Raw genomic sequence first — 14,024 nt, 5'->3', positions numbered from 1 at the left:
CAGGTCCTGCATCCTGTTAGCGTCGTGGAGCGATGCCACATCGCAATTCGAATGGCAGCGTGCCCCGCCCGGAGTCGGCCACCCGAGTCGACTTCCGCTCACCGAACCTCGAGGACGGTCAGCATCTGTGGCGGATGGCACGGGACTCTCGGGTACTCGACGTCAACACCTCGTACGCCTACCTGCTGTGGGCGCGCGACTTCGCGGCGACATCGATCGTCGCGACCGTCGATGACGATCCAGGAGGATTCGTCATCGGCTACCGCCGTCCGGACGAGCCAGAGACCCTGATGATCTGGCAGGTCGCCGTCGACGAGCGGCACCGCGGCCAGGGCCTGGCCCGCCGCATGCTCGACGAGCTCGTCGACAGCCTCTCCGGCGACCCTGCAGTACGTCGCCTCTCCGGCGACCCTGCAGTACGTCGCCTCTCCGGCGACCCCGCAGTACGTCGCCTCTCCGGCGACCCCGCAGTACGCCGCCTGGAGACGACCATCACCGCGGACAACAGCGCCTCCATCGCGCTGTTCACCTCGTTCGCGAACGCCCGCAGCGCCCCGATCGAGCGCACGCCGCTCTTCGAGGCCGCGATGTTCCCCGACGGGCACGACCCGGAGCTGTTGTTCCGCATCGGCCCGTTCTCGACCGCACGATCGACCACACCCGGAGGTGTCATGTCCATGACGACGACCACCGAACCTGCCACCGCGATCTTCGACTCGTTGGAGTCGCAGGTCCGCAGCTACTGCCGCAGCTGGCCGGCCGTGATGACCCACTCCCAGGGCTCCACCCTCACCAGCGAGGACGGGCGTGAGTTCCTGGACTTCTTCGCCGGGGCCGGCGCTCTCAACTACGGGCACAACAACCCCGCCCTGCTGGATCCGCTGCTCGACTACCTGCGCGAAGGCCGGATCCTGCACTCGCTGGACATGCACACCAGCGCGAAACGGGACTTCCTGCAGGCCTTCTCCGACCTGATCCTCGAGCCGCGCGGCCTCGACTACAAGGTGATGTTCCCCGGTCCGACCGGCACGAACTCCGTCGAGGCCGCTCTCAAGCTGGCCCGCAAGGTGACCGGGCGCCAGCACGTACTGTCGTTCACCAACGCGTTCCACGGGATGACGCTCGGTTCGCTGGCCGTGACCGGCAACTCGATGAAACGCAAGGGCGCGGGCATCCCGCTGACCAACAGCTCGAAGATCCCCTACGACGACTACTTCAACGGGGCCGTCGACGACTTCATGTGGCTGGAGCGGGTGCTCGAGGACAGCGGCTCCGGCGTCGACAAGCCGGCCGCGATCATCGTGGAGTCCGTCCAGGGCGAGGGCGGCCTCAACGCCGCCCGGCTGGAGTGGCTCAAGGCGCTCTCGGACCTGTGCCGCGCGCACGACATCATCTTGATCGTCGACGACGTGCAGGCCGGCTGCGGGCGTACCGGCACGTTCTTCAGCTTCGAGGAGGCCGGGTTCTCCCCCGACATCGTCTGCCTGTCGAAGTCGATCTCCGGCTTCGGTCTGCCGATGGCGCTGACCCTGATCCGGCCGGAGCTGGACCAGTTCGAGCCCGGTGAGCACAACGGCACCTTCCGCGGCCACAACCTCGCCTTCGTCACCGCCAAGGTGGCGTTGGAGACCTACTGGGCCGATGACTCCTTCCAGAACGAGGTCCAGGCGAAGGCCGCCGAGCTGCGCACGGGGCTGACGGAGATCGCCGAGCGGTACGAGGGCGCGACCGTCCGCGGTCGCGGCCTCCTGACCGGCATCGCCTTCCCGGACGCCAGCTCGGCCGGGAAGATCGCGACCGCGGCCTACGAGTGCGGCCTGCTGGTCGAGACCTCCGGACCCGAGGACGAGGTGCTCAAGACGATGCCGCCGCTGACCATCAGCTCCGAGGAGCTCGCCCGCGGCATCGCCATCCTCGAGGAGGCCACCGCGGCCGTCCTCGGCGACAGCGCTGCCTGAACTCCCCCGACACCTGAAACGAGACAACATGCGCGTCACCTATCTGGAAGACCTCGACGACACCGACCGAGACGTACGCGTCGAGTCCGAGCACGGCACCTGGCGCAGCCGCCGGATCGTGCTGGCCCGCGAGGGCGTCGGCTTCTCCTTCCACGAGACCAACATCCCCGCCGGGACGACGAACGAGTTCTGGTACGCCAACCACATCGAGTGCGTCTACTGCGTCGGCGGTGAGGGCGAGCTCCTCGACCGCGAGACGGGAGATACGTACGAGATCCGCGACGGGATGTGCTACCTGCTCGACAAGCACGACAAGCACACCGTCACCGCGAGGACCGATCTGCGCCTGATCTGCACCTTCAACCCACCGGTCACCGGCCGCGAGGTTCACGACGACGACGGCGTCTACCCACTTCTCACCGAGACCGAGGAGGTCACTGCATGACCGCTGCAACCGAGCACGTCGAGGACGTGTACCCCACCCGCCTCGAGGAGGGCTTCAGCACGCTCCCCCGCCAGGACAAGGTCGTCTGGGGTACCGCGGCCGACGGGCCCATCGACCAGCAGACGCTCGACTCCTACGCCGAGCGCGGCTACCTGACCGTCCCCGACCTCATCACGCCCGAGGAGGTCGCGGAGCTGCGCGCCGAGCTGCACCGGCTCAGCAACGACCCCGAGATCCGGGCCGACCAGCGCACCATCATCGAACCCGCCTCACAGGAGGTGCGCTCGATCTTCGAGGTGCACAGGACCAGCGAGCTCATCGCCCGGCTGGCGGCCGATCCGCGCGTGGTCGGCCGGGCCCGGCAGGTCCTGGGCTCGGACGTCTACATCCACCAGAGCCGGATCAACCTCAAACCCGGCTTCGGCGGCGGTGACTTCTCCTGGCACTCCGACTTCGAGACCTGGCACGCCGAGGACGGTCTGCCCCGGATGCGGACCGCCAGCATCTCGATCTCGCTGACCGACAACCATTCCTACAACGGGCCGCTGATGATCATGCCCGGCACGCACAGGACGTACGTCTCGTGCGGGGGCGCCACTCCCGAGGACAACTACAGGTCCTCGCTGGTGATGCAGGGCGCCGGCACCCCGGATCAGGAGACGGTGACGAAGATGGCGGACACCTACGGGATCGACGTGCTGGCCGGGGCCGCCGGCAGCGCGGTCATGTTCGACTGCAACTGCATGCACGGGTCCAACGGCAACATCACGCCATACCCGCGCTCGAACGTCTTCCTGGTGTTCAACAGCGTGGAGAACACCGCGGTCGAGCCGTTCTCGGCGCCGAGGCCGCGGCCCACGTTCATCGGGGCGCGCGACTTCGCTCCGGTGGGCTGACCCCTCGGCCGTTCGCGTCTTCGCGTCTTCGCGTCTTCGCGCCCGAGCGGGTGCGGCGTACGTCTGCCTGATCTTTGCCTACCCCTAGGCTGAGCGCATGACACGTACCCGCGCCTTCTCGGGCGCCCTGACCGGCGCGGCTCTGCTCGTGCTGTCGCTCGCCCTGACGGCGTGCGGCGGCTCGAGCGAGGACTACGTGCAGGAGAAGACCGTCGAGCGAATCGCGACCGAGCAGCTCACCAACGCCATCGGCGTCACCCCCCAGGACCTGGACTGCCCCGGCGACCTCGAGGGCAAGGTCGGCACCGAGATGACCTGCGTCCTCACCTCCGAGGGTGAGAAGTACGACGCGATCATCACCGTCGACGACGTCGACGGTGGCCGGGTCCACTTCCAGATCGACGTGCCGCCCAACGCCACGGAGTGAGCCCACGGAGCTCCCGGAACAGATAACCTGTTGATTCGTGTCCCCTCATGCGAGGCCCTTCTTCGACCATGTCGCGCGCGTGTGCGACGGAACGCCCTACAAGGCGACCGAGACGGCGCGCGGTTTCGACGTGGAGCTCGACCTGGCCGACGAACGCTGGCACTCCACGCTGCTGGCCGCCAAGCTGCACTGGGTCTTCACCTACCACGTCTCGATGCCGACCCGGAGCTCGTACGCGATCATCGAGGACACCCGCAGCCTCGTCTGGTTCGGCGACGTGCCCCACACGCAGAGGACCGGCGTACGCCGCATCGAGGCCGATGACGAGCAGACCGACCAAGGCGTGTGGACCGTGCACGACCCCGAGGCCGTCCCCGACCTGGACCAGTTCCGCTTCGACGCCGAGGAGGGCCGCACGCTGATCACCAGCGTCGCCCGGCTCTACGCGCTGCAGCAGCGCGGCGCCCGGCACGAAGGGGCGGGCTTCTCCGTCGCGGTCGGCCTGGTCGTGACGCTCTCGGTGATCGCGACGGTCATCGGCCTCGCCGTGATTCTCAACCTGCTCGGGACGTTCGGCACGCCGTCGTAGGACGATCATCAAGCCAACTGTGTGATGCTGGCCCGCATGGATCCGATCCGCGAGGCAGAACGGCAGTGGATCGCGCACGGCTGGGCCGACGCCGCTGACGGGATGGCGTTGGTGACCTCGCTCGTGCGCGTGCACCAGCTGGTGATGGAGCGCGTCGACTCGGCGCTGCGACCCCACGACCTCTCCTTCGCCCGCTACGAGGTGCTCCGCCTCCTCTCCTTCACCCAGGACGGCCAGCTCCCGATGGCCAAGCTCGGCTCCCGCCTCCAGGTCCACCCGGCCTCGGTGACCAGCGCCGTCGCCCGGCTGGAGAAGCAGGGCTTCGTACGCCGCAGCCGCTCCGCCGCCGACGGACGCGTGGTCCTCGCCGCCATCTCCGACACCGGCCGCGAGACGGTCGAGGCGGCCACGATCTCGCTCAACAGCGAGGTCTTCGAGAAGCCCGGCATCGAGGACGTGCACGACCTGACCGCGCTGCTCACCCAGCTCCGTGCGGCCTCCGGGGACACGGTCGGCTGAAACTTAGTCTTCGCGTACTGGCGAGTATGCGAAGGACGACCTATCCTGGAAATACTTAGACGTCCAACTATTCCCTGGGAGCACCGCCGATGTCTGACCTCCACATCCCCCAGCATCACGTACGGATCGTGACCGCGAGCAGCCTGTTCGACGGTCACGACGCGGCGATCAACATCATGCGCCGGATCTTCCAGGCCCAGGGGTGCGAGGTGATCCACCTCGGCCACAACCGCTCGGTGACCGAGATCGCCGACGCTGCTGTCCAGGAGGACGCCCACTGCGTGGCGGTCTCGTCCTACCAGGGCGGTCACGTGGAGTTCTTCGAGTACCTGGTCACCGCGCTCAAGGAGCGCGGCGCCGGTCACGTCAAGGTCGTCGGCGGGGGCGGCGGCGTCATCGTGCCCTACGAGATCGAGCGACTGGCCAACTCCGGCGTCAAGATCTTCTCCCCCGAGGACGGCCAGCGGCTGGGGCTTCCAGGGATGATCAACACGGTCGTGCGCGACGTCGACCGCGACCTGTGGCCCACCTTCAACTTCGCTGCCGAGGACGTGCTCGCCGGCTGCCCCCTCTCCCTGTCGCGGTCCATCACCGCGGCCGAGCAGGGCCGGCTGCCCGCGGAGATCGCGGACCCGCTGCGCGCGGCGGGCCAGGCGGTCGTCCTGGGCATCACCGGCACCGGCGGCTCCGGCAAGTCCTCGCTCACCGACGAGCTGGTCCGACGGCTGCGCACCGACCAGGAGGACAAGCTCCGCATCGGCGTCCTCGCCATCGACCCGACGCGTCGCCGCGGCGGCGGGGCGCTGCTGGGCGACCGGATCCGGATGAACTCCCTCGCCGCCATCACCGACGGCGGTTCGACGACGTTCTACCGCTCCCTGGCCACCCGCGGTGGACACACCGTGCCCGAGCACTTCGCCGACGTGCTCGCCGTGATGAAGGCAGCCGTCGACCTCGTGATCGTCGAGACGCCGGGCATCGGCCAGGGCGACACCGGGATCAGCGACTTCGTCGACGTCTCGCTCTACGTGATGACGCCCGAGTTCGGCGCCGCGTCCCAGCTGGAGAAGATCGACATGCTCGACTTCGCCGACGTGGTGGCGATCAACAAGTTCGAGCGGCGCGGGGCCGAGGACGCGCTGCGTGACGTGTCGCGCCAGCTCGTCCGCAACCGCGAGGCCTTCACCTCCTCCCCCGACGACATGCCGGTCTTCGGCACCTCGGCCGCCGCCTTCGACGACGACGGCGTCACCGCGCTCTACCAGCACCTGCGCGGGCTCCTCGCCGAGGCCGGGCTCACGATGGGCGAGGGCGTCCTCCCCCGCGTCTCGACCCGCCACTCGACGGGCCTGCACCCGATCATCCCCGAGAAGCGGGTGCGCTACCTGGCCGAGATCGCGGGCGACGTACGCGACTACCACGCGCGCACCGACGAGCTCGTCACCGCGGCGCGCAAGGAGCAGGCCTACGAGATCGTCGCCGAGGACCACCCCGAGCTCGAGGCACCCGCCGGCGACCTCCCCGACGACCTGCGCACACAGCTCTCGTCGTGGCAGGAGACCACGGAGACGTACGCCGCCGACGAGAGCGGCCGGACATCGCTGGCGGGCAACTACATCCCGCGGGTGGCGACCCCTCGTTACACCGACCGCGGCGAGCTGACCCGGTTCCTGCGCAACGAGAACCTGCCCGGGTTCTTCCCGTTCACCGCGGGCGTCTTCCCCTACAAGCGGGCCAACGAGGACCCGGCGCGGATGTTCGCGGGCGAGGGCGACCCGTTCCGCACCAACCGCCGCTTCAAGCTGCTCTCCGAGGGCCAGCCCGCGACCCGGCTCTCGACCGCGTTCGACTCGGTGACGCTCTACGGCCGTGACCCCGACGTACGCCCCGACATCTACGGCAAGGTCGGCACCTCCGGCGTCTCGGTGGCGACGCTGGACGACATGAAGGCGCTCTACGACGGCTTCGACCTGCTGGCCCCGACGACCTCGGTGTCGATGACGATCAACGGTCCCGCGCCGACGATCCTGGCCTTCTTCCTCAACACGGTGATCGACCAGGCGCGCGAGCGCGGGGTCGACCCGGCGAAGGCGCTGCAGACGGTCCGCGGCACGGTGCAGGCCGACATCCTCAAGGAGGACCAGGGCCAGAACACCTGCCTGTTCTCCACGGAGTTCTCGCTGCGCTGCATGGCCGACATCCAGGAGTGGTTCATCGAGCAGGGGGTGCGCAACTTCTACTCGGTCTCGATCTCCGGCTATCACATCGCCGAGGCGGGGGCGAACCCCATCTCCCAGCTCGCCTTCACGCTGGCCAACGGGTTCACCTACGTCGAGTCCTACCTCGCCCGCGGGATGTCGATCGACGACTTCGCGCCCAACCTGTCGTTCTTCTTCTCCAACGGCATGGACCCGGAGTACTCGGTCATCGGCCGGGTCGCGCGCCGCATCTGGGCGGTCGCGATGCGGGACCGCTACGGCGCCTCGGAGCGCTCGCAGAAGCTGAAGTACCACATCCAGACGAGCGGCCGGTCCCTGCACGCGCAGGAGATGGACTTCAACGACATCCGCACCACGCTGCAGGCACTGATCGCGATCTACGACAACGCCCAGTCGCTGCACACCAATGCCTTCGACGAGGCCGTGACGACCCCGTCCGAGGAGTCGGTACGGCGCGCGCTGGCGATCCAGCTGATCATCAACCGCGAGTGGGGCCTGGCGTTCAACGAGAACCCGCTGCAGGGCTCGTTCATCATCGACGAGCTCACCGACCTCGTCGAGGAGGCAGTGCTGAAGGAGTTCGACCGGATCTCCGAGCGCGGCGGCGTGCTCGGTGCGATGGAGACCGGCTACCAGCGCGGCAAGATCCAGGACGAGTCGATGCTCTACGAGCACCGCAAGCACGACGGCACCCTGCCGATCGTCGGCGTCAACACGTTCGTACGCTCCACCGACGGCGAGCCGGCCGGTCCCGTCGAGCTCGCCCGGGCGACCGAGACCGAGAAGAAGTCCCAGCTCGACCGCGTCCACGCCTTCCAGGCCGCCCACTCCCGGGAGGCGGAAGAGGCGATCGTACGTCTCAAGCAGGCCGCCACCTCCGACGAGAACGTCTTCGCCGCGCTCATGGACGCAGCTCGGGTCTGCTCGCTCGGGCAGGTCACCGAGGCGTTCTTCGAGGTGGGCGGGCAGTATCGGCGGAACGTGTGAGGTGTGGCTGTTCACCGAGGTACCTCGGTGAACAGCCACTTCCCGCGTGGAGTTCCACGAAGGAAGCGAGCGTTGAGTGAGTTACCTCGGTGAGCATCCGGCCACGCGCGACGACTTGGGAACCGCGTACGACGGCCCGACCCCCGCGACCCGGGTGGTCTCGCTGGTCCCGTCACTGACCGAGGCGCTCGCCTCGGTCGCGGCGGACCGGCTGGTCGGCGCGACGGACTGGTGCACGCATCCGTCGGACCTGGACGTGCCGCGCGTGCGGGGCACCAAGAACCCCAATCTGGCCGCGATCGCGGCGCTGGCGCCGGACGTGGTGGTGGCCAACAAGGAGGAGAACCGGGAGCTGGACGTACGCCGGCTGCGGGAGCGCGGCGTCCAGGTCTGGGTCACCGACATCGAGACGGTCCCCGATGCCATCAGCTCGATGGAACGGCTCCTCGACGGGCTCGGCTGGGACCGCCCCGACTGGCTCACCGAGGCCCGTCAGCAGTGGTGCGGGCCGCTCCCCCGGGTCACCCGCCGGGTCGTCGTGCCGATCTGGCGCGACCCGTGGATGGTGGTCGGCTCACGGACCTTCACCGGTGACCTGCTGCGGCGGCTGGGCTGGGAGAACGTCTTCGGCCGTCACGCGGACCGCTATCCGCACGTCGACCTGGCCGAGGTCGACGGCGCCGGGGCCGACGTCGTTCTGCTGCCCGACGAGCCGTACGTCTTCACCGAAGCAGACGGCCCGGAGGCCTTCACCCGGACGCCGACCGAGCTGGTCAGCGGCCGACTGATCACCTGGTACGGACCGAGTCTCCTCGAGGCACGTCGGTGGGCAGCCGGCTGATCGCCGGTATCTGGGCCAGACCGTTGACGACGACCGAGAAGACCAGCAGCGCGAGCGCCCAGCCGGGGTGACCGGCATCGAGGAGCGCCAGCGAGGCGAGCCCGAAGACGATCACCTTCACGACCGGCCGGATCACTGGCCCGCCACGAGCCGCCTTCGGCGAGGCGAACAGCCACCAGACGAACATCGCCGCAACCGGCAGCAGCCAGACCAGCAGCCACCGAGGCTCCTGCTGCCAGCCCCACACCCCGAAGGCGGCCATGGCCAGCAGCTCGTCGAGGAACACCAGGGTCAGCACGGACCATCCGAACACCTTCATCGTCGCCCTCAGCCCGCCGCGAGAACGGCCAGGTCACGCGCGGCGTAGCGGTGGTGCTCGGCTTCTTCGGCGAGCACGACCTTGAGGCAGCGGCGTACGGAGTAGTCGGCCTCGGGGTCGTTGCCGATCGGCTTGCGGGTGCAGAGCCGGTCGAGGTCCGCATCGGTGACCGTCGCGACGTAGGCCCGGATGGTGGCCATCCGGGCGAGACGTGGCGCCAAGATCTCGTCGAGGGACGGGTCGGCGTCGACGGTGATTCCGGGAACTCCGTCAGGATCGCCGCCGGGACCGTAGCCGAGCGGGTGGTAGGGCGCATCCTCCTCGAGGACCGGGTTGCCGAACCACTTGTCGCTGGCGTAGAGCAGATGCCGCAGGGTCTCGACGAACGACCACTCGTCGTCGACCCGCCGGCGGTGCAGCTCCTCGGGCATCTCCCGCACCTGGGACACCGTCGCCGCCCAGGTCTCCTCGACCGCCGTCCACGCCGCACGGATCTCGTCGGCGGTCCGCGCCTCGCGGGCCAGCACCCGGTTGGGCTCGACCCGGTCGAGCTCGGCCTGGACGTACGCCGTCACGTCGACGTCGTTGACCACGATCCGCCCGATGTCCCCGGCGAGATAGACCTCGGGGCCCCAGCAGTCGACGATCTTCACCCGCTCCTCGAACCAGCAGTCGCGGATCTCCAGGCCACCGACATCGCTCTGCTGGATCAGCGCGTCGCGGAACCGGTCGCTGTCGACGTACGTCTTCGTCTGTTCAGACTGCTCGGAAGGCATACGCCATCGTCGGCCCACCCAGCGATGCCGTCAACGGACTAAACGGACTACCGGAAGGCGGGCTTCTCCTTGGCCAGGAACGCGCGTACGCCCTCCTTGAAGTCGGCACCCGTGTAGACCTCGCGCAGCAGGTCCTCGTCGCCCTCGGGCGAGGTCTCGGCCCGGGCGGCGAAGGCGGCGAGCTGGCTCTTGGTGGCACGAACGGTGACGCCGGAGAGCGGCAGGATGCCCTCGACCAGGGCGTCGACCTCCTCGGCCAGCGAGTCGGTGACGGCGGTCAGCGCGCCGGTGGCATAGGCACGGTCGGCGCCGACCAGTCGGGCCGCGAGCAGCATCTCGCGCACGACCGGCTCGCCGAAGACGGCGGCGGCGCGGTAGACGATGGACGCCGCGAGCGCGTTGCCGAGGGTCTTCGCGATCGGGTAGCCGAAGCGGGAGTGCGGCGTCGCGACCCGCAGGTCGCAGTGGGTCGCGACCGCGAGCCCACCGCCGACGCAGACGCCGTCGACCGCGGCGATGGTGACCTGCGGGAGCGCGAACAGCTTCTCGAGCAGCGAGCGGATCCAGTCCTCGTAGTCCACCGCGTCGCGGGAGAGGAAGTCGGAGATCTCGTTGCCGGCGGCGAACGCCCGACCGCCGGTGCCGGTCAGCACCAGCACCTTCACCGACTCGTCGGTGGCCAGCTCGTCGCACAGGTCGTGCAGCGCGCCGTACATCGCGTGCGTGAAGGCGTTGTGCTTCTGCGGCCGGTTGAAGGTCACCTGCACGACGCCCGGGCGCCGCTCCACTACCAAGTCCTCGCTCACGAGAACCGAGCGTAGGGCACCCCGTGGGGGTGCCCTACGCCGTGTTCATCAGATGTGCGGCTTGACCTGGTCGGTGTAGATCTTCTCCAGCGCCGTCTTCAGGCTGTCCATCTCTGCCTGGACGTCCTTGTTCTCGGTGAGGATCGAGGCCATGTGGTTGGCCATCTCCAGGTCGCCGCCGGGCAGGAAGACTCGGGCGTAGTCCTGCGAGCGGGTGTTGGGGAGCTGGTCGATCGCGACCTGGGCCTGCGGGGTCTTCTCCAGGATCGCCGCCGGGTCGGCGGACTTGCGGATCGGCACGTAGCCGGTCGCCTCGGAGAACTTGATCGCCTGCTCGGGCTCGGTGAGGAACTTGATGAAGGTGCCAGCCGCGAGCTGCCGCTCGGGGCTGATGTCCTTCGGGATGCCGACGCCGGATCCGCCGGTCGGGCAGATCCGCTCGCTCTCCGCCGGCCCTGCGGGCAGCGGCGCGACGCCGACATCGAACTTCGCCGAGGTGATCGCGTTGATCAGGTCACCGGTCGAGCCGACGGTGGCGCTGGCGACACCCGCCGCGAAGTCCTGGATCTGGTCGACGCCGGCGACCCCGGCGACCTTGTCCTTGTAGACCCAGTCCTTGAGGAAGGAGAGCGCCTCGACCGCCTCGGCCGAGTTGCAGGTGATGTCGAAGGACTCCTCCTTCGACCAGCCGCCGCCCCAGCCCCACAGGTTGTTCTGCAGGGTCCAGCCGGCGTAGCCCGCCAGGGCCGGGAACTGGAAGGCGAACTTCGCACCGCTGGTCGCGGCGAGCTTGGTCTTCCACTCGTCGAACTCCTCCCAGGACTGCGGGCCCTGGTCGGAGAGTCCGGCCTTCTTCCAGTGGTCCTTGTTGTAGTAGAAGAGCGGCGTCGAGCGTGCCCACGGAACCGCCCAGTGGGCGTCGTCGTAGAGGTAGTCGCCCAGCAGCGAGTCGACGTAGTCGTCGGTGTCGAACTCGAGCGCCTCGAAGAGGGAGTCGAGCGGGATGATCTGGTCGTTCATCTTGTAGCGGAACCACCACACGTCCGACAGGTTGATGATGTCGGGCAGGTCGCCTCCGGTCTGCGCGGTCTGGAACTTCTGCGCGATCTCCTCGTAGTCGGCCCCGGCCGTGACCAGCTTGACGGTGATGTCGGACTGGGAGGCGTTGAAGGCGTTGACGATCTCGGTGCTGACCTTGATCGAGTCACCGGGGTTGGAGGTCCAGAAGGTGACCTCCTTGGCCGGCTTCACGCCGCTGAAGTCGATCTGCTCGACAGCGCTGGCACCTCCGCCGCCGCTGGTCGAGGGCCCGCCGCCGCAGGCGGACAGCGCCGCCGCCGAGATGCCCAGGGCGCTGAGGCCGAGGAACCGTCGTCGGTCCAGGATCAGACCCGAGCGATGCAGGTTGGACGAGGTATTCATGAAGCATCCTTTCCCTGTTGTGCCAACTGTGGGCTGAGAACGTCAGCCTTTGACGCCGCCTTGGGTGAAGCCGTTGACGATGTGACGCTGCAGGAACGCGAAGACGACGAGGATCGGCAGCAGCACCATCACGGTGCCGGCCATCAGGACGCCGAACGAGCTGGCCGCGGACTCGCTGTTCTGCAGCAGCGTCAGACCGCGCGGCAGCGTCATCATCGCCGGGTCGGTGATGATGATCAGCGGCCACAGGTAGTCGTTCCACTCGTAGACCACGTTGACCAGGGCCACGGTCGCGATCGACGGCAGCGACATCGGCACCACGCAGTGCCACAGCCTCCGCCAGTGGCCGGCGCCGTCGAGGTGAGCCGCCTCGATCACCTCGTAGGGCAGCTGCATGAAGGCCTGGCGCAGCAGGAACGTACCGAAGCCGGTGGCGAGGCCCGGCAGGATGAGTCCCCAGTAGGTGTTCTCGCCGCCGAGGCTGCTGATGAAGACGTAGTTGGGCAGCGCGGTGACCTGCGGCGGCACCATCATCGTGGCGAGCACGCCCCAGAAGACGTACTTCTTGCCCGGGAACTCGCAGAAGACCAGGCCGTACGCCGTCAGGATCGCCAGCAGCACCTTCAGCCCCGCGCCGACGACCGTGACGATGGTGGAGTTGAGGAAGAGGCGTCCGAAGGGGACCTTCACCGCGGCCTCGGAGTAGTTCTCCGGCTTCCAGACCTCGGGGAAGACGACCAGGTCGGTGGTCGCCAGGTCGCCTGCGCCCTTGAAGGAGGCCAGGATCATGTAGCCGAGCGGCAGCACGACGACGAGCACCGCGAGCAGGAGCACCAGATAGTCGCGTACGGTCAGCGGCGTCAGCCGCAGCTTGCGTGAGGGAGCCGTCGTCGTGCTCATCGGTAGTGGACCCGCCTCTCCACGACGATCAGCTGGATGAGCGTGATCACCACGAGGATCGCGAAGAGCACGGTGGACAGCATCGCGGAGTAGCCCGCCTGGCTCTGCTCCTTGAAGCCGGTCAGGTAGGCGTCGAAGATCAGGGTGCGGGCGCCCCGGCCGAGCTTGTCCATCGCGATCAGCAGGTCGAAGGCCTGCAGGCTGTTGAGGATCGTGGTGACCAGCAGGAAGAACGTGGTCGGCGACAGCAGCGGCAGGGTCACCGTGAAGAACCGCCGCACCGGACCGGCACCGTCGAGATCGGCCGCTTCCAGCACGTCGCCCGGCACCGCCTGGAGGCCCGCGAGGTAGATGACCGCGGCGTAGCCGAGGTTCTTCCAGACGTAGACGATGATCACCATCGTCAGCGTCCAGCGGGGCGAGTTGATCCACTCCGGGCTGTTCAGGCCGACGTCGCGCAGGATCGCCGAGAGCGCGCCGATGTTGGGGTCGAAGATGTACAGCCAGGCGAGCCCGACGCCGTAGCCGGAGAGGATGTAGGGCGCGAAGACCGTCGCCTGCGCGAACCCGGCGCCGGGAAGCTTGCGGTTGAGCGCCAGTGCGACGCCGAGGCCCAGGGCGAGGGTGAGACCGACGGTCGCGACGGTGAAGATCGCGGTCGTGGTCAGCACCTCCCTCGCCTCGCCGGAGGTGAAGAAGTCGCGGTAGTTGCCCAGCCCGACCGGGGTCGCGAACTTCGATCCCAGCGTCCAGTTGAGCGTCGAGTAGTAGATGTTCTGAAGGAGCGGCCGATAGGTGAAGACCACGATCAGCGCGACGTTGGGTGCCACGAACGCCAGAAAGATCAGCCACTCCCGTAAGCGTCTTCCCGAGAGTGCCTGACGTGGTCGCTTGGTCGTGACGGCCGTCATACCTGGCAC

Annotated in this window: 14 protein-coding genes; 8 read left to right on the top strand and 6 right to left on the bottom strand. The window is 68.3% G+C overall.

Translation table 11 applies throughout. From position 1 onward, the window contains the following. Positions 1 to 59 precede the first annotated feature (59 nt). From ectB to BLT25_RS12115, 8 genes are all read left to right on the top strand, one after another. Entirely contained in the window at positions 60 to 1,958 is a 1,899-nt protein-coding gene (gene ectB, locus BLT25_RS12150) for a diaminobutyrate--2-oxoglutarate transaminase (RefSeq protein WP_256328558.1), read from the top strand. A 28-nt stretch (positions 1,959 to 1,986) separates the two neighbouring features. Next, positions 1,987 to 2,403 carry an ectoine synthase gene (locus tag BLT25_RS12145; RefSeq protein ID WP_091045943.1) on the top strand — a complete coding sequence of 139 codons (417 nt, stop codon included), beginning with the start codon at positions 1,987 to 1,989 and terminating at the stop codon, positions 2,401 to 2,403. Further along, the gene (thpD, locus tag BLT25_RS12140; protein ID WP_091045941.1) at positions 2,400 to 3,299 is read left to right on the top strand and encodes an ectoine hydroxylase; all 900 of its coding nucleotides are present in this window, start codon (positions 2,400 to 2,402) and stop codon (positions 3,297 to 3,299) included. The genes BLT25_RS12145 and thpD overlap by 4 nt, the downstream gene beginning before the upstream one ends. Before the next feature lie 97 nt (positions 3,300 to 3,396). After that, entirely contained in the window at positions 3,397 to 3,726 is a 330-nt protein-coding gene (locus BLT25_RS12135; protein ID WP_091045939.1) for a DUF4333 domain-containing protein, read from the top strand. A 37-nt stretch (positions 3,727 to 3,763) separates the two neighbouring features. Further along, entirely contained in the window at positions 3,764 to 4,315 is a 552-nt protein-coding gene (locus tag BLT25_RS12130) for a hypothetical protein (RefSeq protein ID WP_091045936.1), read from the top strand. 36 nt (positions 4,316 to 4,351) lie between these two features. Further along, the gene (locus BLT25_RS12125) at positions 4,352 to 4,834 is read left to right on the top strand and encodes a MarR family winged helix-turn-helix transcriptional regulator (RefSeq protein WP_176883821.1); all 483 of its coding nucleotides are present in this window, start codon (positions 4,352 to 4,354) and stop codon (positions 4,832 to 4,834) included. A gap of 89 nt (positions 4,835 to 4,923) precedes the next feature. Beyond that, the gene (gene icmF, locus BLT25_RS12120) at positions 4,924 to 8,040 is read left to right on the top strand and encodes a fused isobutyryl-CoA mutase/GTPase IcmF (protein ID WP_091045932.1); all 3,117 of its coding nucleotides are present in this window, start codon (positions 4,924 to 4,926) and stop codon (positions 8,038 to 8,040) included. A 76-nt stretch (positions 8,041 to 8,116) separates the two neighbouring features. Then, positions 8,117 to 8,881 carry a helical backbone metal receptor gene (locus BLT25_RS12115; RefSeq protein ID WP_371113334.1) on the top strand — a complete coding sequence of 255 codons (765 nt, stop codon included), beginning with the start codon at positions 8,117 to 8,119 and terminating at the stop codon, positions 8,879 to 8,881. Here BLT25_RS12115 and BLT25_RS12110 read toward each other — a convergent pair. Genes BLT25_RS12110 through BLT25_RS12085 form a run of 6 tightly spaced genes read right to left on the bottom strand, consistent with a single transcriptional unit; the run spans position 8,829 to position 13,934 of the window. Further along, positions 8,829 to 9,200: a YrdB family protein gene (locus BLT25_RS12110; RefSeq protein WP_091045930.1), complete on the bottom strand. Its 372-nt coding sequence runs from the start codon at positions 9,198 to 9,200 to the stop codon at positions 8,829 to 8,831. The two genes, BLT25_RS12115 and BLT25_RS12110, sit on opposite strands and share 53 nt — an antisense overlap. 8 nt (positions 9,201 to 9,208) lie before the next feature. Then, positions 9,209 to 9,976, bottom strand: a complete 768-nt coding sequence (locus tag BLT25_RS12105) for a DinB family protein (protein ID WP_091045927.1) — start codon at positions 9,974 to 9,976, stop codon at positions 9,209 to 9,211. A gap of 47 nt (positions 9,977 to 10,023) precedes the next feature. Further along, on the bottom strand, positions 10,024 to 10,782 hold the full coding sequence (locus tag BLT25_RS12100) for an enoyl-CoA hydratase-related protein (protein WP_091045924.1): 759 nt from the start codon (positions 10,780 to 10,782) through the stop codon (positions 10,024 to 10,026). A gap of 48 nt (positions 10,783 to 10,830) precedes the next feature. Continuing rightward, on the bottom strand, positions 10,831 to 12,204 hold the full coding sequence (locus tag BLT25_RS12095) for an ABC transporter substrate-binding protein (RefSeq protein WP_091045921.1): 1,374 nt from the start codon (positions 12,202 to 12,204) through the stop codon (positions 10,831 to 10,833). A 42-nt stretch (positions 12,205 to 12,246) separates the two neighbouring features. Next, the gene (locus BLT25_RS12090; protein ID WP_091045919.1) at positions 12,247 to 13,104 is read right to left on the bottom strand and encodes a carbohydrate ABC transporter permease; all 858 of its coding nucleotides are present in this window, start codon (positions 13,102 to 13,104) and stop codon (positions 12,247 to 12,249) included. Further along, on the bottom strand, positions 13,101 to 13,934 hold the full coding sequence (locus tag BLT25_RS12085; RefSeq protein WP_256328557.1) for a carbohydrate ABC transporter permease: 834 nt from the start codon (positions 13,932 to 13,934) through the stop codon (positions 13,101 to 13,103). Before BLT25_RS12085 ends, BLT25_RS12090 begins: the two co-directional genes overlap by 4 nt. Positions 13,935 to 14,024 lie beyond the last annotated feature (90 nt).

Origin of the sequence: Nocardioides sp. YR527 (assembly GCF_900101045.1) — a bacterium.
In the GTDB taxonomy this organism is placed as follows: Bacteria; Actinomycetota; Actinomycetes; order Propionibacteriales; family Nocardioidaceae; genus Nocardioides.
This window is presented reverse-complemented; position numbering and strand designations above follow the sequence as displayed.

Coding starts and splice junctions, on each gene's coding strand:
- BLT25_RS12145 (WP_091045943.1), top strand. CDS start 1,987: ATGCGCGTCACCTATCTGGAAGACCTCGACGACACCGACCGAGACGTA.
- thpD (WP_091045941.1), top strand. CDS start 2,400: ATGACCGCTGCAACCGAGCACGTCGAGGACGTGTACCCCACCCGCCTC.
- BLT25_RS12135 (WP_091045939.1), top strand. CDS start 3,397: ATGACACGTACCCGCGCCTTCTCGGGCGCCCTGACCGGCGCGGCTCTG.
- BLT25_RS12125 (WP_176883821.1), top strand. CDS start 4,352: ATGGATCCGATCCGCGAGGCAGAACGGCAGTGGATCGCGCACGGCTGG.
- icmF (WP_091045932.1), top strand. CDS start 4,924: ATGTCTGACCTCCACATCCCCCAGCATCACGTACGGATCGTGACCGCG.
- BLT25_RS12110 (WP_091045930.1), bottom strand. CDS start 9,200: ATGAAGGTGTTCGGATGGTCCGTGCTGACCCTGGTGTTCCTCGACGAG.
- BLT25_RS12105 (WP_091045927.1), bottom strand. CDS start 9,976: ATGCCTTCCGAGCAGTCTGAACAGACGAAGACGTACGTCGACAGCGAC.
- BLT25_RS12095 (WP_091045921.1), bottom strand. CDS start 12,204: ATGAATACCTCGTCCAACCTGCATCGCTCGGGTCTGATCCTGGACCGA.
- BLT25_RS12090 (WP_091045919.1), bottom strand. CDS start 13,104: ATGAGCACGACGACGGCTCCCTCACGCAAGCTGCGGCTGACGCCGCTG.